Source organism: Pseudoalteromonas umbrosa, from assembly GCF_030125375.1.
Classification (GTDB): Bacteria; Pseudomonadota; Gammaproteobacteria; order Enterobacterales; family Alteromonadaceae; genus Pseudoalteromonas; species Pseudoalteromonas umbrosa.
The window spans coordinates 193370-214130 of record NZ_JASJUU010000007.1 but is presented as its reverse complement, the minus strand read 5'-3'; the positions used below and the strand labels follow the sequence as shown (position 1 = coordinate 214130).

Here is a 20761-nt window from a genome sequence, read left to right as displayed (position 1 = left end):
GGATACATCTGAGGAAAGCTTGCTGAATGACTCAGAAAAATTATTCGAGTGTTCGGTAAGCTTACGTTGGTTACTATCCAACAAGGCACTTTTTTGCTAGCTATGAAGCTAAACGAGCTAATTCCGCTGCTTACAATTTATCTGAGAATGATAAGAAAATGCTGGGCGAAGGTGTTGGTTGCTATGTAAATTATTGTGTAAAAGTGCTTTTTAGATTTATTTAATACAAAAAGATTAAGATATTAAATTTTATAGTATAGATAAATTGGCCTCCCATTGTTTATATTGTATAATAACTCAAGTTTAAGGAAATACTACTTCAAAGCATTGGAAGGCTTAGTCTATGTAATTTTTGTGTTCTCCCCTGTGTAAGCTAATTAAATTTTTGAGTAAGAAACTTAAGCAAAAAACGCTACTTCAAGAAGTTGTTAAATTGCATTTTTTTGTTGTTTTTTTTAAAGCAATTATGAGCTGGTTGTTTCGTGCTTTTATTTGAACATCACAGTTCCTTTTTTGGATAAAACTGTTGTTTGTTAGTTGTTTAGGTTTTTATATTAGGTGACTAATAAGATGGCAATTAGCTCACAGTGACGTTCGAAGCTATTGCAACAAATCTTTAGTAAAACTCATGTAACATTAACGCAATGTAAACTTGCGATTGAGAACATCGCATGGTTTAATTACCCATCATATAAGTGGGAGTTATGTTGTTAAGCTACTTCAAACTTAGTAACTAAGAATAAGTATTAAAAATATTTAGGAAGAAAAAATGGCCCAACGCTGTAAAAATTTCATTGCCATGTCTATAGCATCAGCAGGTTTATTGGTAATGAGTGGCTGCACCTTGATCCCAGGTGGGCATTTTGAAGGAATTACATCAGGCGATAAAACAGCAAATTTGGATCAAGAACTTTCAAAAGTTAATATTCAAATCATTGATTCAGAAGTGATAAATAACCAGAAAAGTAAGAATAGAACTGAGCGTATGACTTCCGTTCAAGGTCTTGACGTCTCTGACTATGAATATCGTTTGGGTATTGGAGATGTAATTACTGTTGGCGTTTGGGACCACCCTGAATTAACAATCCCTGCAGCAGTCCAGAGAACGGCTGAATTTGATGGCTTTAGAGTCCAAGCTGATGGCACCGTTACATATGCATATGCTCCGAAAGTTCCTGCTGCTGGAAAAACGGTTGTAGAGTTAAGAGAAGAGCTTGTTAATCGCTTAAGCCGAGTTATTGAAGATCCTCAGATAGATGTAAAAGTTGTAGGTTTTAAAAGTCAAAAGGTTTATGTAACTGGCGAGGTTAAGAACCCTGGCGTGTATTCAGTTACTGAGACACCACTTACTTTAATCGATGCTATTAATCAAGCCGGTGGATTGAATGAAAGGGCTGATTGGAAAACGGTTACTTTTAGCCGAGCAAATACAGTAGAACATATTCAGTTGGACGACTTTTATTCTAAAGGCGATATTTCACAAAACCGCATACTTAAACATGGAGATGTTATTCACGTAGCGCGTAATGATAAACGAAATGTCTATGTGATGGGGGATGTCAACAAAGTAGGCACCGTTGAAGTTAAGCGCTATGGCTTAAGTTTAGCTGAAGCTTTATCTGAGGTCGGTGGGATCAATGAACGTAGTGCCAATGCAAATGGTATATTCGTCCTTAGGAAAAGAAATTTTGAAACAGATGGTGTGATTGCAGACGTGTACCAATTGAGAGCGAATAATATTGCGGCGTTAATTTTTGCGGAGCAGTTTGAACTGGAACCTCAAGATATTGTATACGTTACTAGTGCACCGATTGCTAGATGGAATAAAGTTATTAGCCTACTTCTTCCTTCGCTTTCAACAGTAGATGCATTACAAGATATAGATAATCAATAGGTAGGTATATAGATAATGTTTGATAGTATATTGGTTGTCTGTGCAGGTAATATTTGTAGAAGCCCCACTGCTGAATACGTATTGAAAGATAAGCTAAGTAATACACGTATAGATGTATCCTCTGCAGGCTTAACTGCGCTTGAAGGAAAACCTGCTGATAGTGTTGCTCAAGAATTAGCTAGCGAGCATGGTATTGACATGGGACCTCATAAGGGACGTCAACTTAATTCATCACTTGTCGCACAAAACTCACTGATCTTGGTAATGGAACAAAGGCATGTACAAGATTTGTGCGCACGCTACCCAGAGGCGCGTGGTAAAACATTTTTGCTTGGTAAATGGTTAGGTGATAAAGAAGTACCAGATCCTTACAGGCAAAGTCGTGAAGCATTCGAACACGTTTTTGAGTTAATTGATAGCGCATGTAGCGCTTGGCAGAAGTATTTATAAGGATGAAAGAGTCAATGAATGCTCAATCAAACCTATTAAGTGGCTCTCAACAAAAGCCAAACACACAACAAGCGCAAGAAATAGATTTAATGGCCCTATTCGGAGCTTTGTTAGATCGTAAATTTTTCATCGTTATAATCACAGCTCTATTTATGATAATTGGTGTGGCAGTTGCGATTTTCAGCACGCCAATTTATCAAGCGACTGCGATGATTCAAGTTGAAGAGAAAGGCGGCTCTGTCCCTGGTTTTGATGAATTGGGTGGTATGTTTGAAACCACATCAGCAGCAGTAACCGAAATTGAGCTTTTAAAGTCTCGCAGTATTATCGGGGAAGCTGTTGATAGCTTGAAACTTGATATTGTTGCTGAACCAAAAATTTTTCCAATAGTTGGCGGGCGTGCGTTTCGTCAATTTACTCCAATGGCAGAGGGTGATATAGCAGAGGCCAGCTTTGGCGCTTCGAGCTACGCTTGGGGTGGAGAAAAAATTGAAGTATTTAAATTCGATGTACCTAATAGTGCAGTAGGGGTTGAGTTTACTTTAGTTGCGTTAACAGGCAATCAATTTGAGTTACTACACAGCAGCGGTCAAAGCATTCTGAAAGGTAAAGTTGGAGAGGAAGTGACGAATGGTACTTTTACTTTAACACTTAAAACACTAATTGCCCGTCCTGATACTGAGTTTGCGCTTGTAAAGCGAGATCGATTAAATACGATACTGGATTTACAAGCTGCAATTGAGGCTGCTGAAAAAGGAAAAGATTCTGGAATTATTAATTTAGGCTTACAAAATGCTGATGCTGAATATGCTGAATTAGTATTAAATAAGGTAGCTAACACCTATGTAAGAAGAAATGTTGAGCGTAATAGTGCGGAAGCGCAAAAGTCGCTTGAGTTTCTTGAGTATCAGTTACCACAAGTTAAAAAGCAATTGGAATCAGCTGAACAGCGCTTTAATGATTACCAAGTAAAGCAGCAGTCAGTGGATATTAGCCTTGAAACTGAAGGCGTACTCAAGCAACTAGTAAAAATTGAAACACAGCTACAGCAGTTAGAGCTCCAAAAGCTTGAATTAGGACGTAAGTTCAAACAAAGCCATCCGAGCTATCAAGCTGCCCTTCAACAAATTGAGGCAGTTAATAATCAAAAGCGTCGCTTAGCTGCAGAGGTACAGGTTCTTCCTGAAACACAACAAGAGCTACTGCGTCTAACGCGCGATGTGGAAGTGAACAATGAAATATACACATTGCTTTTAGCTAAGACTCAAGAGTTAGATATTGTCCGTGCAGGTACGGTGGGCAATGTTCGAGTTATCGATCTTGCCGAAGTAAATATTTCAAAGCCGGTTAAGCCTAAAAAAGCCTTGATAGTCTTTATGGCTACCATGTTGGGTGGGATGTTAGCAATAGCTATTGTGATTATCCAAAAGGCTATGCACAAAGGCATTGAGGACCCAAGTGAAATTGAGGCATTAGGTTTACCTGTATATGCAAGTGTGCCTTATTCTGAATACCAAGTTAAGCTTACCGGTTTTGCAAAAGCGCGCAAAGGCAAAACTGCTAAAGCGAAATCAATTTTGGCGGTTGACAATCCAGCTGATCTTTCTATTGAAGCTTTAAGAAGCTTACGGACGAGCCTTCATTTTGCAATGATGGAAGCAAAAAATAATGTCATTGCTATTTCTGGCCCTAGTCCGGGAGTTGGTAAGTCTTTTATATCTGTTAACCTTGCCGCTGTTCTTGCACAAAGTGATAAAAAGGTTTTGATTATTGATGCGGATATGCGTAAAGGCTACTTACAAACTCAATTTGGTTTACAGTGGGAAAATGGCTTGAGTGACTTTTTGTCAGGCAGATTAACACTTGAGCAAGTAACCAAAAAAAGCCAAATTGATAGTCTAGATGTGATGACAAGGGGGCAAATACCACCTAATCCATCTGAGTTATTAATGCATGAAAACTTTTCTAAATTGGTTGAAGAGGTTAGTGCAAAGTACGATTTAGTGATTATAGATACACCACCAATATTAGCTGTGACAGATCCTGCTATTGTAAGTGCGCACGCAGGAAGTACGCTACTTGTCACTCGTTTTGGACAAAACCATGTTAAAGAGTTAGAGCTAACCCGCAATCGCTTTGAACAAAATGGCATTGATGTGAAAGGTGTTGTATTTAATGGCGTTGTTAAGAAAGCCAGTAATGCTTATGGTTACTATGGTTACTATAACTATGAGTATAAGTCGGATAAATAAATAGCAGCGTCAGCTTAAACTTGCTTTATGAATAGATGATAGACTGCATTTTAAAAGCACCGCGTGACATCCATGTAGCAGCTAGATAACTGTTAGCTGCTACTGGTTAAGTAGTTAACATCATCGAGCTCGCTCAAAAAGTAGCTTTTCGGTATTTGAGTAACTAGTAATCTGTAACAACACTATTTGTAAAGTTTTTGCAAGGAATGGCTGGTAAGCCTGCAATACATATATTCCAGACTCGAGTTCGACAGACAGTGTTAGTTCTGGGTTTGTGACAAGCTTAACTCAAGCACTAAGAAGATTAAATTAGGGCAAGTAAGTTACCTTATAAGGCCTATAAAATAGCTGATTAAATTCGGTGCTAATTACGAACAAAAATTTAAATTTTGCCAGGTGAGATGTACATATGGACTTAAATGACACAAAGGTCGGTGTAATTGGTTTAGGCTATGTAGGCCTTCCTCTAGCCGTAGAGTTCGGAAAAGAATACCAAACACTCGGCTTCGATATAAATCAGAACCGTGTTGCAGAGCTTCTGTCAGGCCATGATTCAACCTTAGAAGTGAGTGATGAAGAATTATCGCAATCACCGCAGCTAAGCTTTTCTTATACAGTCGATGATTTAAAAAGCTGTAATGTTTATATTGTCACTGTACCGACACCAATAGACAAACATAACCAACCTGATTTAACACCGCTGATAAAAGCAAGTGAGATGCTTGGCAAGGTTGTAAACGAAGGTGATATTATCATCTATGAATCAACAGTATATCCTGGTGCTACGGAAGAAGATTGTATTCCTGTTGTGGAGCAAGTATCAGGCCTGAAATTTAATAAAGATTTTTTTGCGGGTTATTCACCTGAAAGAATAAATCCTGGCGATAAAGAACACCGTGTAACAAATATATTAAAAGTGACTTCAGGCTCAACAGATAAAGTGGCTGAGTTTGTAGATCAGCTTTATAAATCTGTAATTACTGCGGGAACACACAAAGCTTCTAGTATTAAAGTTGCTGAAGCTGCGAAAGTTATTGAAAATACCCAACGTGATGTCAATATTGCTTTGATTAATGAGTTATCAATTATTTTTAACAAGCTAAATATTGATACATTAGAGGTCTTAGAGGCTGCTGGAACTAAATGGAATTTCTTGCCTTTCCGCCCAGGTCTTGTTGGAGGCCACTGTATTGGTGTAGACCCTTATTATTTAACCCATAAAGCGCAAAGCGTTGGCTATCATCCTGAAATGATTTTAGCAGGGCGTCGCCTTAACGATGGCATGGGCCAATATGTTGTTTCTCAGTTAGTAAAACAAATGCTTAAGCAACGCATTCACGTGGAAGGTGCTAATGTGCTTGTGATGGGCTTTACATTTAAGGAAAACTGTCCAGACCTTCGTAATACTAGAGTAATTGATATTGTCGAAGAGCTTAAAGAATACAATGTGAATGTTGATGTGGTTGATCCTTGGTGTTCTAGTGAAGAAGCCGAACATGAATATGGCTTAAAATTGGCTCCAGAAGCGCAAATAAACCATTATGATGCCATCATCCTTGCTGTTGGCCATAACGAGTTTAAACAACTTGGTAGTGATGCCATTCGTAAATTTGGTAAGAATGAACATATTTTATATGACTTAAAATATGTACTGGATAAGAACGCAGTAGACATGCGCCTGTAACAATTATTATGTAAAGCTAGGTTTAGGTGTGACCGAAACCTTACTTTTTATGGAAAAAAAATGACACGTTTTGATCAAATTAAAAATGAATTGGCTGCAAATCCAAAAACTTGGTTAGTAACTGGCGTTGCAGGCTTCATTGGCTCAAATCTACTAGAGACATTATTGAAATTAGAGCAAAGAGTTGTCGGTTTAGATAACTTTGCGACTGGACACCAGCACAATTTAGATGAAGTTCAAACTCTTGTTACTGAGGGGCAATGGGCTAATTTCTCTTTTATTGAGGGTGATATAAGGGATTATGACACTTGTACCAATGCAGTCGAAGGTGTCGATTATGTACTACATCAAGCTGCCTTAGGATCTGTCCCTCGCTCGATCGCTGATCCATTAACTACCAACTCTGCCAACATCACTGGCTTTTTAAACATGTTACAGGCTGCTAAAGAAGAAAAGGTAAAAAGCTTTACTTATGCTGCAAGTAGCTCGACATATGGTGACCATCCGGCACTTCCTAAAGTGGAAGAGAATATTGGTAATCCACTTTCACCATATGCAGTAACTAAATATGTCAATGAATTGTATGCTGGTGTGTTTGCTAAAACTTATGGGTTTAAAACAATTGGCCTTCGTTATTTCAATGTATTTGGAAAAAGACAGGATCCAAACGGCGCTTATGCAGCGGTTATTCCAAAATGGACGGCCTCAATGATTCAGGGTGAAGAGGTCTTTATCAATGGAGATGGTGAGACTAGTCGAGATTTTTGCTTTATTGAAAATACGGTGCAAATGAATATTCTTGCAGCTACTGCACCCGAGGAAGCAAAAGATAAAGTTTATAATGTCGCTGTGGGTGACCGCACCACTTTAAACGAACTTTACTACGCCATTCAAGCGGCTTTGAAAGAGTGCGATGTGATTGTAACGAATGAACCAAGTTATCGAGATTTTAGAGCCGGTGATGTACGCCATTCACAAGCTGATGTGAGTAAAGCAAAAGACTATCTTGGCTACTCACCAGAGTACCGCATTTTAGAAGGCATTAGTAAATCAATGCCTTGGTATAAGAGCTTTTTAAATCTAGCAACGACGAGCAAGCAAGCCTAGTCACATTTTGAACAATATTCAGCTTAAGAGTTAAAATGATTTTACCAATTATTATGGCAGGTGGTTCAGGTACTCGTCTTTGGCCTTTATCACGTGGCAACTATCCAAAACAATTTCTCAAGCTGCATGGTAATAACACCATGCTGCAAAGTACGCTTTTAAGGCTGGACGGCCTATCTCATTCACCTGCAATGCTAATTTGCAATGAGGAGCACCGTTTCATTGCGGCTGAGCAAATTCGTCAGTTAAATGTAAAACATAGTGGCATATTTCTAGAACCGGTTGGTCGTAACACTGCACCGGCTATCGCTTTGGCAGCGTTTAAAGCGATTGAAAATGCTCAGGACCCTCTACTACTGGTGTTAGCAGCAGATCACGTAATCGAAAACAAAGATGCGTTTCAAGAGAGTATCATTAAAGCAAAGTCTTTAGCTGAGCAAGGTAAGTTAGTAACGTTTGGTATTGTTGGTAATACCCCAGAAACTGGCTATGGATACATCAAGCGTGGCTCAGAAGTTCAAAATGGCTTTGTAGTGGATAGTTTTGTAGAAAAGCCTGATTTAGAAACTGCAATGAGTTATGTTTCAAGTGGCGATTATTACTGGAATAGCGGTATGTTTTTGTTCAAAGCAAGCCGCTATCTCGAAGAGTTGAAAGCCTTCCGTCCAGATATTTACAAGGCTTGCGAAAAAGCTGTTCAAGTACAAAACAACGATATGGACTTTATTCGTGTTGATAAAGAAGCATTCGAAGCATGCCCAGATGAGTCAGTCGATTATGCGGTGATGGAGCATACAAAAGACGCAGTTGTTGTCCCAATGGATGCCAATTGGAATGACGTAGGTGGTTTTTCTGCTTTGTGGGAAGTATCGGAGCAAGATGCAGATGGTAATGCGTTCATCGGTGACGTTAAATCTGTCGACACGAAAAACACGTTAATCTTTGGTGAAGATAAATTAATTACAACTGTAGGTGTTGAAAATTTAGTGATTGTAAACACCAAGGATGCTGTACTTGTTGCGCATAAAGATGAGTCTCAAAAAGTAAAACAAATCGTTAACCAGCTAAAAGCCGATGATCGCTCTGAAGTTACTTTCCACCGCGAAGTTTATCGCCCTTGGGGGAAATATGACTCTGTGGATAATGGTGAGCGTTTCCAAGTTAAAAGGATAACTGTTAAACCAGGTGCCAAGTTATCAGTGCAGATGCATCATCATAGAGCCGAGCACTGGGTCGTAGTCTCAGGTACTGCCAAAGTACAAATTGATGACACAGAACAGTTTGTTACTGAAAATGAATCAGTTTATATACCTATTACTGCGGTACATGCCTTAGAGAATCCAGGCAAGGTAGATTTAGAGTTGATTGAGGTACAATCAGGTTCATATTTAGGTGAAGATGATATTGTACGTTTTGAAGACCGCTATGGAAGAGTAAAAGGTTAAGCAATGAACACAAAGTCTGTAATTAATAGTAGTGGAATTGCATTTGGCACAAGCGGAGCTCGAGGTCTAGTTACTGATTTTTCACCTGAGGTTTGTGCTGCTTTTTCAATTGCTTTTGCCCAAAGTCTTAAAAACGAATTTGAAGTTAATACAATAGCAATTGCAATTGACAACCGTCCGAGCAGTACTGAAATAGCTCGAGCTTGTGTGGCAGGTTTAAAGCTACTTAATATTAATGTTGTATATTATGGTGTTGTTCCTACTCCCGCACTTGCTTATACAGCCATGCAAAAAAACATGGCTTGTATCATGGTGACAGGAAGTCACATACCATTTGACAGAAACGGGCTTAAGTTTTACCGCCCTGATGGTGAAATTACTAAAAGTGATGAGCAGGCTATTTTATCAACTGATTTTGATTTTTCAGATATCAATGTTAATGATGTAGAGCTTGTTGCGAGTGACGAGGCAAAAAATATCTATGTTTCTCGTTATACCGAGCTTTTCAATCAAAATACCTTGTCAGGAAAAAGGATTGGTATTTACGAGCACTCAAGTGCAGGTCGAGATATTTACAAAGTACTTTTTGAACTGCTGGGCGGCGAAGTAATTTGCTTAGGCCGAAGTGATGAGTTTATTCCTATTGATACTGAAGCAGTTTCTGAAGACGATAGAGAAAGAGCTCGAAACTGGGTTCGTGAGCATGACTTAGACTTATTGTTTTCAACTGACGGAGATGGTGATAGGCCGCTTGTTGCTGGTGAAGATGGAGAGTGGCTTAGGGGAGATATTTTAGGCTTACTTTGTAGCCAAGCTTTGGATATTGAAGCACTTGCTACACCAGTTAGTTGCAATACAGCAATAGAGCTTTCAGATAGCTTTAAGTCTGTAGTAAGAACAAAAATTGGGTCTCCATATGTCATAGAAGCATTTGAAAATCTAAACAAGACATACTCACGCATAGCGGGCTTTGAAGCTAACGGTGGGTATTTGTTAGCAAGTGATTGTGAATTTAATGGTAAGGTGCTAAAAGCATTACCGACAAGAGATGCTGTGTTACCAGCATTAATTGTAGCGACTATGAGTGATAGTATTTCCGGCTTAATTAAAACATTGCCGAAAAGATTTACCGCGAGCGACCGACTAAAAGACTTTGCAACTGAGAAGAGCAAAGCTTTAATTGCTGAGTTAAGCGAAAACCCGAATAAACTTTTGGAAGAGCTACATCGTGGTGTCGCAGTACTAGTGAGTCAAATTGATGGATTAAGGCTTACAGCAGAAAATGGAGATGTTGTACATTTAAGGCCATCAGGTAATGCGCCAGAGTTAAGATGTTATGTTGAATCAAATTCAGAGCACGCAGCGGTGGAGTTGATGAAAAATGTTTTTGGCGTAATAAAATTAAAGTAAAAATGAAACTTTTAGTGGTTAAAAAATATTTTTAACCGTTAGTCTCTAAGGAGCCTCAACTTACTTACTTTAGATATAAGGTTTTTGACCTTTAATCGTTGTTAATTAGATTTGACGGGTTTGTAAGTCGGGATTAATTGAATATAGGAATCAAAAATGAAAGCTGTTATTTTAGCAGGTGGGCTTGGAACACGTTTATCGGAAGAAACTTCTGTAAAGCCTAAGCCAATGGTCGAAATTGGTGGGATGCCAATCATTTGGCATATCATGAAAAATCTATCCAAGTATGGCGTTAATGATTTCGTTATTTGCTGTGGATATAAAGGTTATGTGATTAAAGAATTTTTCTCTAATTACTTATTACATTCTTCTGATGTAACTTTAGACCTTTCTGATGGCTCTATTGATATTCATAATAACAAAGCTGAAAACTGGAAAGTAACCCTGATCGATACGGGTGCTACGACTCAAACCGGTGGCCGTTTAAAGGCAGTTAAGAGCTACTTAGAAGACGAAGAGTACTTTTTGTTTACTTATGGTGACGGTTTATCTGATGTTAATGTCGATGCATTAGTTGATACTCATAAAAAGCATAACAAACTTGCGACCGTTACTGCAGCACGTCCTAATGGTCGATATGGCGCTCTGCAGATTGAAGATGGTACGGTTAATCGCTTCAAAGAAAAGCCTGAAGGCGAAGAGAGTTGGATTAATGGCGGCTTTTTCATTTTAGACCCAAAAGTCATTGAATTAATCGAAGGGCCTGAAGTTCCATGGGAATCAACACCTCTAGAAACATTATCAAGAGATGGCCAGCTAGCAGCATATCAACACGCAGGTTTCTGGCATGCTATGGATACGCTCAGAGATAAAAATGCACTCGAGAAAATGTGGCAAGATAATGTAGCCCCGTGGAAGAATTGGTAATAATGAAAAATATTAATGTTCTGATCACTGGGCATACAGGTTTTAAGGGCTCGTGGCTAACTGCGTTACTTCATAGTCTAGGTGCTAATGTCTATGGCTATTCCCTTGAAAAAAATGCAACACCGATTTATGAGAAAATACGTGAGCTGGATTTGCTTGCTGGTGAGTGTATTGGTGATATAAATGATGAAACCAAATTTCGAGAGTTTGCTGAATCAGCTAATCCGGAAATTGTGTTTCATATGGCGGCTCAGCCATTAGTGATAGAATCCTATGAAGACCCTATTAGCACTTTTGATACTAACGTTGTTGGTACTGCTAAGGTGTTAAACGGATTAAGGTGTATAGCAAATCTTAAGTCAATCGTAGTCATAACTACAGATAAGTGCTACCGAAATAATGAATGGTGCTGGCCTTATAGAGAGACTGATGCTTTGGGTGGACATGACCCATACTCTGCGAGTAAAGCATGCACGGAATTGGTCGTTGATTCATTTAGGAACTCATTTTTTAATACTGAGAGTTCACCGTTGATTGCAACTGTTCGAGCAGGAAATGTTATTGGTGGTGGTGATCCAACACAAGGGCGTTTATTGCCTGACATTGCTACAGCGCTTGTGACAGAAAGTACTTTAGAAACGAGAAATCCGTATGCTACTAGACCATGGCAACATGTACTAGAGCCCATTACTGGATACTTATCTTTAGCAATGAGGATGCGTAGTGGCGAAGATTCATTAGCAACTGCTTGGAACTTTGGGCCAGCTGCAGATGCAAATAAATCAGTAGGTGAAATCCTAAATGTTGTTGAAAGCATTTACTCTGGCTTTAAATGGAAAGCTTTGGGCGAACCTAAATACCACGAAGCAAAATTACTTTCATTAGATAGTTCTAAAGCAAACTTTGAGTTGTCTTGGTCTCCTAATTGGGACTTTGATACGTCTATAGAAAAGACGCTGCAATGGTATGTTGACGTTCATGCTGGTAACGACCCTTTTGAAGTCACACTTGCACAACTGAAAGAATTTATGGAAGGGGTTAATTATGATTTTTCATAAAACACCGATAAGCGGTCTCTATCTAGTTGAAGAAAAGAGAATAGAAGATGATAGAGGTTTCTTTGCAAGAACTTTTTGCGAAGCTGAGTTTGCCGAGCATGGATTAAATACGGAGTGGGCTCAGAATAATCGCTCTTATAATGTACATAAAGGCACTCTGCGTGGATTACATATGCAATCAGATCAGCACGCGGAAGTGAAGCTTGTTAGTTGTACACGAGGAAAAATATGGGATGTCGCGGTTGATCTAAGACCAGACTCTCCGACTTTTAAGCAGTGGTATGGCGTCTATTTAGAAGAAAATGACGGCAAATATTTTCATATCCCTAAAGGTTTCTTGCATGGTTATATTACTTTAGAGGAGCACTCTGAAGTATATTATAAAGTTTCAGACCCTTATCAGCCAAACTCAGAAGTCGGCGTACTTTGGAGTGATAAGGAGCTGGCGATTGAATGGCCTATTACCCCCCAGTTTATATCTAGTAAAGACGAAGAAGCAGTTTTGCTTGAGGAATTATTGTAATGAATATTCGTTTATTTAAGCCGTCATTTGGTGATGAAGAATTAACAGCGGTTCAAGGGTGCTTTGACCGTTCATGGGTTGGTTTAGGTAATAATGTCAATGAGTTTGAAAAACAGTGGAAAGAGAAACTGGGCTGTGAAGAAGCAATTGCTTTAAACTCAGCGACGGCTGCGTTGCATCTTGCTTTGGCATGTATGAAATTGCCAAAAGGCTCCAAAGTACTTGTTAATGCACTAACATTTGCATCTTCTGCTACTGCGATTTTATATAATGATCTTGTTCCTGTCTTTGTAGATTCTGACCCAGAAACGCTTGGAATGTCATTTGAAGACTTACAGGCTAAGTACACTGATGATTGTTCAGCAATTGTTGTTGTTCATTATTCTGGTCACCCTTCTCCAGTAGACAAAATTGTCCCTTGGGCAAAGGAGAAAGGTATCAAAGTTGTTGAAGATTGTGCGCATACAACAGGCCCTATGTATAAAGGTAAGCGACTGGGTCTTTGGGGTGACATTGGTTGTTATTCGTTTGAAGAAAAAAAGCTTATGACCACTGGTGATGGTGGTATGCTTTGCTCAAATGATAGTGAGCTTGTTAAAGATATGAAAGCCCTACGCTGGGTTGGCATTGATAAAGACAACTGGAAGACAGCGCAAAAGTATACGGATAACAGCGTAGATAGCATGCATTGGTTCTACGAAATTAGTGTATTGGGCTTCAAATACAATATGAACGACCTTGCTGCTTCTATTGGTTTGGTACAACTTGCAAAATTAGATCAAATGAACCAAAACAGATCCGGTACTATTCGTAAATATGTAGATGGGCTGGTATCTTCAAAAACAGTAAAACCAATGCTACCGTACAACCCGGAAGACTTTGTCTATCAGGTTTTTGCGGTTAGAACTAAATATAAGCATGAGTTAATTCTATTTCTTAAAGAGCATGGCGTTGCAACCGGGTGTCATTATACTCCTCTTACTATGCAACCGTTATTTGAGAAGTATGAAGGTGAGTGTCCTATTGCAGAGGCTGCATACGAAGAGCTTGTTACTCTTCCGTTACATTCAGATTTAACTGATGAGGAAGTGAATTACGTCATTGAAAAGCTGTTAGAGTTTGATGCAAAATATTCGTGAAATCATAATTTGGGGTGGCACAGGCCACTCCAAGACCGTATTTGATAACCTTGGCGATGACAGAAAACTTGTTTCCGCTGTGTTTGATAACAATGTCAATGTGACTGAATCACCGATACGTAATGTTCCATTAATTCATGGGAGCCAATTTAACGAATGGTTGTCATCAAGGGATGATATCAAGTCTATTGGTTTTATTCTTGCTATTGCCGGTGGGAATGGTTTAGCACGCAAAGAGGTAGGTCGTTTTTTGTGCTCACAGAATTTGACGCCAATTGATGTTATTAGTGAAAAATCAATAGTTGCTCATGATGTTATCTCAGGAAAAGGAACTCAGCTGCTGGCTGGATGTAACGTAGGCGCAAATGCAAAATTTGGCGACTACTGTATCGTCAATAACAACGCCAATGTAGATCATGATGCTCTAATTGGGAATTATTGCCATATTGCTCCTGGTGCGACACTTACTGGTGAAATTGAGCTGGGCGAAAATGTTTTTATTGGCGCTGGAAGTGTCATTTTACCTCGTATTAAAGTGGGTTCAAATGTAGTTGTTGGGGCTGGATCTGTAGTGACAAAGGATATCCCAAGCGATTCGATTGTTTATGGCAATCCAGCTCGAATTAAGGGAGAGGTCTAATTATGAAAACGGTTGAAATAGGGTTACCCGTCTATAATGGGGCTAAATATATAAGTGAAGCATTGGATTGCTTAGTTAAATTAGACACGACTGGTATAGATCTAAAAATTACCGTAAGTGACAATTGTTCTACGGATAATACATTAGACATAGTTCGTAACTTTCAAAAAACACATAGCAACATTCATATAATTGAACGGCCTGAAAATGTTGGGGCTGTCCCAAATTATTTTGAATTGTACGAGCGTTCTACTGCAGATTATTTTATGTGGGCGGCATGCGATGATTTATGGGACTCTAATTGGCTGGTTGAGCTTTTGAAAGAGTTTGATGATAATACAATTGCTGTCAGAGGGAACGTGATCCCATTTATGGGAGATGAACATCTACCTAAGCTCAACTTGCAAGAGTTTGAAGCTAGAAAAATATGCAAATTTATTTTAGATGATGAGAAAAATGGCAAAGGTTACTATATCTACTCACTTATCAACAGAAAAGCATTTCCGGGCTTTGTTGATGATCTTGTTATAGATGCAGATTCTTTCTCTCCTGATACTCAAATCAGCTATAGGCTCCTGCAAGAAGGCTCACTGAAACTATCTACTCAGACTAGTCAATATATTAGACGCCATAAAGAAAATGATGGAATTAAGCAATGGAGTGGTTGGGGATTAAAAATGCGTTTGCTAAGCTCTTATCCGCCAGCATTTTATAAAGGCTTATTTAAAAATACAGTTGGTGTATACAACAAGTCTCTTGTGTTCTTAATTACACCGCTTAAATATTTTAAATCGCAGTTTGAGCTGTTTTATAGAAATTTAAAGAAAATTGTATGAAAGTGTTAAATATACTCAACCCTGTCGAAAGAGGTGGGGGAGAATCAATGTTAATGGACTTATTGACGGAAAAAAGAGTAGGTATACACGAAGAGGTTGTACTTGTTTCAAAATGTGAATATTTGACAGAGCAATTTGATATTATGGGGATAAACTATAAAGAGATCCCTTTTAATATTAAAAACATCCCCTCTAGCAGTAAGTTTAAAAAGTTATTTAACGCTTTTGTTCAGATTATCTGGTTACTTGCAAATTATAGATATCTAAAACGTTTCGATGTAACGATACTACATTCCTTTCCTATTCATTTCTTCTCTGCACTATTGAAGAACTGTGTGATTGTTAAGCACTCTGTAGTTGGAAATAAAAAGTTAGTAAATCGATTTTTTGCGTTTTTTTTCCGCAAAGCACATAAAGTTATCGGAGTTGGGCCCGCGGTAGTTCAATCTCTTGATGCATATTATGAGATTAAGTCTACGGAAGTATGGAACCCTGTCGCCAGTGAATATTTCGACGCCCCTCAATTACCTTCTTGCGAAGATGATGAGGAAATAAATCTCGTACATGTAGGTAGGTTGGTTCATGGAAAGAATCAAGCTCTTTCTATTCGAGCATGCTCAAGGTTACAAGAGCAAACTGGTAAACGTGTCAATCTTCATATTGTTGGACATGGAGAGTTGGAAACAGAGCTTAAAGAGATTGCTCGCGATTATAGCAACATTAAAGTCAACTTTTGTGGTCGCCTCGACAAATCCGAAATAATAAATTTAGTCGATAAATGTGATGTAGGTTTGTTGCCTTCATCTGCCGAAGGTTTTGGTATAGCCGCTGCTGAATACGTTATTCGCTCTAAGCCTGTGGTTGGCCTATTAGAGAGTGGCTTGCATAATATATTTGGAAATGTTGGCGTATTTACTACAGCAGAGACGCTGGATACTGCTATTTTAGATGCAATACAGTTAGCCAAAAAAGTAGAATTTTCAGACGCTGTGAGTTTAATGAAAGAACGTTTATCAGTGTCTAGTGTGAAAGATAGGTATATAGGAATTTATGAAGAAGCATGCGGTCCTATTCTTAAATCGTAAAGGTGGGGGATCTCACTTTACATACGAGCTAGTAAAAGAAATAGAAAAGAATAAGCTTGAGCAATTAGGGATGGTGATCATTCCTAAAACAAATATCCAAAAGCACTTATACGATAAACTTTCAACAGATGTTACATATCTGCCACATTATGATAGCTTGTTATCATATGTTTTTTTTGTATTGCTAAAGCTACCTTTTATTGGCTTATGGTTAGTTTATCAGTTGAAGAAAAATAGCATTGATGTCTTAACATGCACAATGCCTAGTGCTTATTTCCCACTGACTGCTTGGTTACTTAAACTTGTAGGGATTGAGTATCGCTTGATTGTTCATGATGTTCATCAACATGTTGGTGAAGAATCAAAGATTCAAAAGTTTTTATATAAGCTTGATATGAAGTTTGCGGATTCATTTTTCGTTCTAACTCAACATGCAAAAGAGCAGTTGTCAAAGCTTACCAAAAAACCTATTAAAGTATTAAAGCATGGCTATTTAAGCTTTGGTAGAGAGTTTGCTGCAGGCGATGTCAAGCCAGAAAAACAGATAAATGCTGTATATATTGGTCGAATTAGAGAGTATAAAGGTGTTCAGTACTTTTTGGAGGCCAATCAAAAGTTTGCTCATGATGATAGGATCAAGTTCACATGTGCAGGCAGTGGTGATCTTTCATTTTTGGGGGATTTAAACAAATACTCAAATACTGAAATTATAAATGATTGGCTGTCCGATGAAGATATTGTAGACCTTGTCATGTCTAGTTCTATAATTGTACTTCCTTATATTGACGCTAGCCAATCAGGTGTTATACCTCTTGCTGTTTTCCATGGGAAGCCTGTTATCGTTACAGACGCAGGTGGCTTAGCGGAGCAAGTAAATGGTGATTTTGCAATAACAGTTTCACCGAGAAGTGTTTCACAACTAGTTGAAGCTTATGAAGCACTTTTGAATGGGAGCATTGACCTAAATGCTATGTCAATAAAAGCGAGAGAGTTCGCACTATCTGAGTTGTCATGGAAAAACGTTATAGCGCAGTTAATAGACTAATACTTGTACTAGTCATATTTGCTCAAATATACCTGTACTTTTATTCTGGTCTAAAGTTTAGCGCTGATTATGAGGCGTACAAAAAGTATTTTGAGCATCAATATTACTTAGCTCATTATGGGTATAACCCCATTGTTGTTTTATACTTTATTGTCGATTATGTGGGAGGTGAAGCAGAAATGCTTTATTTCCTTATCTATTTAATATTTACAATAAGTATATATAACTTGAATTTTGAGTTTGTCGGTGAGCGATTCGGTGGGTTTTTACCATTTCTGCTGTATTTTTGCTTTCCATTAGGTTTTTTGTTTGCAATCGACAACCCTAAATTTACTTTGGGAACATCCTTTTTTTGTTTTTTCATTTTAGCCCTGGAAAGAAAACATCCATCATATATTTTAAAAGGTGCTTTGCTATTACTTTCTGTAATGGCGCATTGGGGAGTTTTCCTGCTTCTGATTAGTTTGTTTTCGGCAAGGCTGGTTCGTACTAACTCCCAATTTTGGTTCGCTTTACTTGGTGGGAGTGTTTGTATCATTCTATTTGGAAGCATTGTAATCCAAAATATTCTACCAAGTTATTTATTGTTTGACGGAGATGCAACTGGACGCGTTCGTGTTTTATTTATGGTGGTCGTGTCATTTCTTGCTACATGTATTGCATTGTTTTATGAGCAAACAAGATTAGACCGCTTTGTATTGATGTTGGCTATATTTGCAACCTTAGCATATTTTTTTGTGCACCCTGTATTTGCAAGGTATTGTTCATTTTTATCTCTTATACTTTTAATGTCTGCATTTCTCAAAGTTAAGCATTCTAATGTGATTTATGGGTATTTATCTCCATTATTGATTGGAGCTACTCTGTATGCATTTTATATGAAGGACCTATGAATATTTTAGGTAAAAACTTTGGCGGGTATTTTTTGTCATTTGTCATGGCAAAGGCATGCCTTTTTCTATCAAGTATTTTAGTTGCAAGGAATATAGATGATACAACGGCAGGTAATTACTTTCTTGTTCTATCCATCGCAGGTGTAATTTCTTCTCTAACCTCTGTAACCGTAGGGAAGTTTGCATTTAAGTATATTTCAGAAGATAAAAGCTCAAAAATACATGATGTATACTTTAAGCAGTTAAACTTATACTGGCTTATTTCGGTAGTTTTCTTTTTGTTAATTGCCTTTTTCGCAATGCGGTATTTATATCTATTTGATGCAAGTATGGCTATTGTGGCGCTTGTGTTTATCTGTGTATATTCATTGTCACATTTGTTATCTTGGTATTTGAGGTTATACAAGAAGGACGCGTTGTCACAACTCGTTATTTTAGCTCAGCCTTTTGTCGTTTGTTGCCTGGTCGCTACGACTTTATTTTCGACTTCTAGAGTTGAGGTTGATTATAATATAATTGTTCTCTCTTCCTTAATTGCAGGTGCTATTGCATTGTTGTTTTTAAGCAAGGGTACGAATCTGAGTGTTGGCTCTTCTGTAGCAATGCTAGATATGCAATCTTTTAAATATTTTTTCCTAGCCTCTTTTTCTGCAATTTGGCTTAATGAAATTGATAACTTAATGATCCCCTTTATTCTAGGTGTGAGTGAGCTTTCAGATTATAAGCTTGCGTTTACTTACAGTTCGATAATATTGTTGATTTTGACTCTTGTCGGTAATGTAATCCCTAGAAAAGTAACTACTATTCTTGAAGAAAAAGATTACTCCAAGTTACGAGCATTTTATTTTAAAAGTGTAAAAATGACGGCGTTACTCTCTATCTCGGTGAGTATTTTTGTGGCTCTGGTACTCTCATTTTTCCGAAGCTTCTTTTTTTCAGCGGGAAATGATGAGGTACTTTTGTGTTTTTATGTTTTACAAGCCTGTTTTACACTTGTTGCTGTACTTGGTGTGGTTTCATTTTTTGCAATCTATGTTGGTTTGGAAAAGCTGGTTGCAAATAACATCATAGTGTTTGGTCTTCTAAATGTGGTTGGTAATTTTTTCCTTATTTCTGAATTCGGTATTATTGGTGCTGCTCTATCTACAGGTTTGTCGACTTTATTAAGCTATATAGTCTTGAATTTCTATTTTATAAATAGGTTGAATCACCTATTATCACCCGAAACACTTCCTCAAAAAGGCGGATCTAATGCGTAAGGTTTTCTTAGTTGCAAACTCACCATTTACGATTTTGAATTTTCGTAAAGAGCTAATAAAAGAATTCAAGAGAAAAGGGTTTGCAGTATATGTTTTATTTCCAGATAGCACTGACTTAATGAGTGCTCATGCATGCCAAGATGCAATTAGAGAGCTAGGTTGTGAATGTATTCATATTCCACTATCACGAAATGGAATGAATCCTAAAGACGACTTAGCTCTAGTTATGTTCTTGAGAAAGATCTTCAAAAGAGAAAAGCCTGATTTAGTTATGAATTACACCATAAAAGCAACTATCTACTCCTCAATAGCTGCGCGCCTTTCAGGTGTAAGAAATATATATTCTAATATAACCGGCCTTGGTTATGTTTTTATTGGTATGGATCTTAAAACTAAGGCATTAAGATTCTTTATCAAAAACTTGTATAAGTTCTCATTAAGTTTTAATAAAAAAGTTTTCTTTCAAAATCCTGATGATCGAGAACTGTTTAATAAATTCGGTATGTGTAAACTCGATAAAAGTGTTTTAATTAACGGCTCAGGAGTGGACACAGCTCATCTCAATCGGTCTAGTACAAATAGAAATAATAAGAAGTTTTTATTTGTTGGGCGGATTTTAAAAGACAAAGGTGTTGTTGAGTATATAAATGCAGCTCGAATGTTGAAAAAAGAATACCCAGATACTGAATTTGCATTGGCTGGTGCTTTTGATAGCAACCCTTCGGCAATTTCAAAACAGCAGATCAGTGAGTATGAGCAAGAAGGGGTAATTAAATACTTAGGAGTCACGAGTGATATCAAAGGGCTACTCAATGAGTATGGCGTATTTGTATTACCCTCATACCGAGAGGGTACGCCTCGTTCAACACTAGAAGCAATAAGTATGTCGATGCCTGTTGTTACAACAAATGTACCTGGTTGCAAAGAGACTGTGATAGAAGGGTATAATGGTTTTTTGGTAGACCCTAAATCAGCAAATGACTTGGCTCGTGGTTTATCGCGCATACTTGAGCATGATGATTTTGATTTGTTGGCTAATAATAGCCGTAAATTAGCAGTAGATAAGTTTGATGTGCATAACGTTAATGGGAACATACTAGATGTCGTACTTTAA

General features: G+C 38.0%; 18 protein-coding genes. All 18 read left to right on the top strand.

Annotated features, from left to right (window positions below):
- The first annotated feature begins 769 nt into the window (after window positions 1-769).
- Window positions 770-1894 (top strand): polysaccharide export protein, encoded by a 1125-nt coding sequence (locus QNM16_RS20505; protein ID WP_284022155.1) that lies wholly within the window; start codon window positions 770-772, stop codon window positions 1892-1894.
- Between the two features lie 15 nt (window positions 1895-1909).
- A complete protein-coding gene (locus QNM16_RS20500) occupies window positions 1910-2344 on the top strand; it encodes a low molecular weight protein-tyrosine-phosphatase (RefSeq protein ID WP_284022154.1) in 435 nt (144 codons plus the stop codon).
- 14 nt (window positions 2345-2358) lie between these two features.
- Window positions 2359-4596: a polysaccharide biosynthesis tyrosine autokinase gene (locus tag QNM16_RS20495; protein WP_284022153.1), complete on the top strand. Its 2238-nt coding sequence runs from the start codon at window positions 2359-2361 to the stop codon at window positions 4594-4596.
- Window positions 4597-5005: 409 nt separating this feature from the next.
- Entirely contained in the window at window positions 5006-6280 is a 1275-nt protein-coding gene (tviB, locus tag QNM16_RS20490) for a Vi polysaccharide biosynthesis UDP-N-acetylglucosamine C-6 dehydrogenase TviB (protein WP_284022152.1), read from the top strand.
- Between the two features lie 60 nt (window positions 6281-6340).
- A complete protein-coding gene (locus tag QNM16_RS20485; RefSeq protein WP_284022151.1) occupies window positions 6341-7387 on the top strand; it encodes an NAD-dependent epimerase/dehydratase family protein in 1047 nt (348 codons plus the stop codon).
- A gap of 35 nt (window positions 7388-7422) precedes the next feature.
- Window positions 7423-8832 carry a mannose-1-phosphate guanylyltransferase/mannose-6-phosphate isomerase gene (locus QNM16_RS20480; protein WP_284022150.1) on the top strand — a complete coding sequence of 470 codons (1410 nt, stop codon included), beginning with the start codon at window positions 7423-7425 and terminating at the stop codon, window positions 8830-8832.
- A 3-nt stretch (window positions 8833-8835) separates the two neighbouring features.
- Complete coding sequence (locus tag QNM16_RS20475) at window positions 8836-10242, top strand: phosphomannomutase (RefSeq protein ID WP_284022149.1); 1407 nt, start codon at window positions 8836-8838, stop codon at window positions 10240-10242.
- 156 nt (window positions 10243-10398) lie between these two features.
- The gene (gene rfbF / locus QNM16_RS20470) at window positions 10399-11169 is read left to right on the top strand and encodes a glucose-1-phosphate cytidylyltransferase (protein ID WP_284022148.1); all 771 of its coding nucleotides are present in this window, start codon (window positions 10399-10401) and stop codon (window positions 11167-11169) included.
- A gap of 2 nt (window positions 11170-11171) precedes the next feature.
- Window positions 11172-12227, top strand: a complete 1056-nt coding sequence (gene rfbG / locus QNM16_RS20465) for a CDP-glucose 4,6-dehydratase (RefSeq protein WP_284022147.1) — start codon at window positions 11172-11174, stop codon at window positions 12225-12227.
- Window positions 12214-12750 (top strand): dTDP-4-dehydrorhamnose 3,5-epimerase, encoded by a 537-nt coding sequence (rfbC, locus tag QNM16_RS20460; protein ID WP_284022146.1) that lies wholly within the window; start codon window positions 12214-12216, stop codon window positions 12748-12750. Before rfbG ends, rfbC begins: the two co-directional genes overlap by 14 nt.
- Window positions 12750-13889: a DegT/DnrJ/EryC1/StrS family aminotransferase gene (locus QNM16_RS20455; RefSeq protein WP_046007010.1), complete on the top strand. Its 1140-nt coding sequence runs from the start codon at window positions 12750-12752 to the stop codon at window positions 13887-13889. Before rfbC ends, QNM16_RS20455 begins: the two co-directional genes overlap by 1 nt.
- Entirely contained in the window at window positions 13873-14529 is a 657-nt protein-coding gene (locus tag QNM16_RS20450; RefSeq protein ID WP_052713299.1) for a NeuD/PglB/VioB family sugar acetyltransferase, read from the top strand. The genes QNM16_RS20455 and QNM16_RS20450 overlap by 17 nt, the downstream gene beginning before the upstream one ends.
- 2 nt (window positions 14530-14531) lie before the next feature.
- A complete protein-coding gene (locus QNM16_RS20445) occupies window positions 14532-15365 on the top strand; it encodes a glycosyltransferase family 2 protein (RefSeq protein ID WP_052713300.1) in 834 nt (277 codons plus the stop codon).
- On the top strand, window positions 15362-16450 hold the full coding sequence (locus QNM16_RS20440) for a glycosyltransferase (protein ID WP_046007011.1): 1089 nt from the start codon (window positions 15362-15364) through the stop codon (window positions 16448-16450). The genes QNM16_RS20445 and QNM16_RS20440 overlap by 4 nt, the downstream gene beginning before the upstream one ends.
- Window positions 16416-17495, top strand: a complete 1080-nt coding sequence (locus tag QNM16_RS20435; RefSeq protein ID WP_284022145.1) for a glycosyltransferase family 4 protein — start codon at window positions 16416-16418, stop codon at window positions 17493-17495. The genes QNM16_RS20440 and QNM16_RS20435 overlap by 35 nt, the downstream gene beginning before the upstream one ends.
- Window positions 17462-18388, top strand: a complete 927-nt coding sequence (locus tag QNM16_RS20430; RefSeq protein WP_284022144.1) for an EpsG family protein — start codon at window positions 17462-17464, stop codon at window positions 18386-18388. The genes QNM16_RS20435 and QNM16_RS20430 overlap by 34 nt, the downstream gene beginning before the upstream one ends.
- Window positions 18385-19647, top strand: a complete 1263-nt coding sequence (locus tag QNM16_RS20425; RefSeq protein WP_284022143.1) for a lipopolysaccharide biosynthesis protein — start codon at window positions 18385-18387, stop codon at window positions 19645-19647. The genes QNM16_RS20430 and QNM16_RS20425 overlap by 4 nt, the downstream gene beginning before the upstream one ends.
- Entirely contained in the window at window positions 19640-20761 is a 1122-nt protein-coding gene (locus tag QNM16_RS20420; RefSeq protein WP_284022142.1) for a glycosyltransferase family 4 protein, read from the top strand. The genes QNM16_RS20425 and QNM16_RS20420 overlap by 8 nt, the downstream gene beginning before the upstream one ends.

Coding starts and splice junctions, on each gene's coding strand:
- QNM16_RS20435 (WP_284022145.1), top strand. CDS start 16,416: ATGAAGAAGCATGCGGTCCTATTCTTAAATCGTAAAGGTGGGGGATCT.
- QNM16_RS20505 (WP_284022155.1), top strand. CDS start 770: ATGGCCCAACGCTGTAAAAATTTCATTGCCATGTCTATAGCATCAGCA.
- QNM16_RS20450 (WP_052713299.1), top strand. CDS start 13,873: ATGCAAAATATTCGTGAAATCATAATTTGGGGTGGCACAGGCCACTCC.
- QNM16_RS20445 (WP_052713300.1), top strand. CDS start 14,532: ATGAAAACGGTTGAAATAGGGTTACCCGTCTATAATGGGGCTAAATAT.
- QNM16_RS20480 (WP_284022150.1), top strand. CDS start 7,423: ATGATTTTACCAATTATTATGGCAGGTGGTTCAGGTACTCGTCTTTGG.
- QNM16_RS20495 (WP_284022153.1), top strand. CDS start 2,359: ATGAATGCTCAATCAAACCTATTAAGTGGCTCTCAACAAAAGCCAAAC.
- QNM16_RS20455 (WP_046007010.1), top strand. CDS start 12,750: ATGAATATTCGTTTATTTAAGCCGTCATTTGGTGATGAAGAATTAACA.
- QNM16_RS20500 (WP_284022154.1), top strand. CDS start 1,910: ATGTTTGATAGTATATTGGTTGTCTGTGCAGGTAATATTTGTAGAAGC.
- rfbF (WP_284022148.1), top strand. CDS start 10,399: ATGAAAGCTGTTATTTTAGCAGGTGGGCTTGGAACACGTTTATCGGAA.
- QNM16_RS20425 (WP_284022143.1), top strand. CDS start 18,385: ATGAATATTTTAGGTAAAAACTTTGGCGGGTATTTTTTGTCATTTGTC.
- QNM16_RS20485 (WP_284022151.1), top strand. CDS start 6,341: ATGACACGTTTTGATCAAATTAAAAATGAATTGGCTGCAAATCCAAAA.
- QNM16_RS20475 (WP_284022149.1), top strand. CDS start 8,836: ATGAACACAAAGTCTGTAATTAATAGTAGTGGAATTGCATTTGGCACA.
- QNM16_RS20430 (WP_284022144.1), top strand. CDS start 17,462: ATGGAAAAACGTTATAGCGCAGTTAATAGACTAATACTTGTACTAGTC.
- tviB (WP_284022152.1), top strand. CDS start 5,006: ATGGACTTAAATGACACAAAGGTCGGTGTAATTGGTTTAGGCTATGTA.
- rfbG (WP_284022147.1), top strand. CDS start 11,172: ATGAAAAATATTAATGTTCTGATCACTGGGCATACAGGTTTTAAGGGC.
- QNM16_RS20440 (WP_046007011.1), top strand. CDS start 15,362: ATGAAAGTGTTAAATATACTCAACCCTGTCGAAAGAGGTGGGGGAGAA.
- QNM16_RS20420 (WP_284022142.1), top strand. CDS start 19,640: ATGCGTAAGGTTTTCTTAGTTGCAAACTCACCATTTACGATTTTGAAT.
- rfbC (WP_284022146.1), top strand. CDS start 12,214: ATGATTTTTCATAAAACACCGATAAGCGGTCTCTATCTAGTTGAAGAA.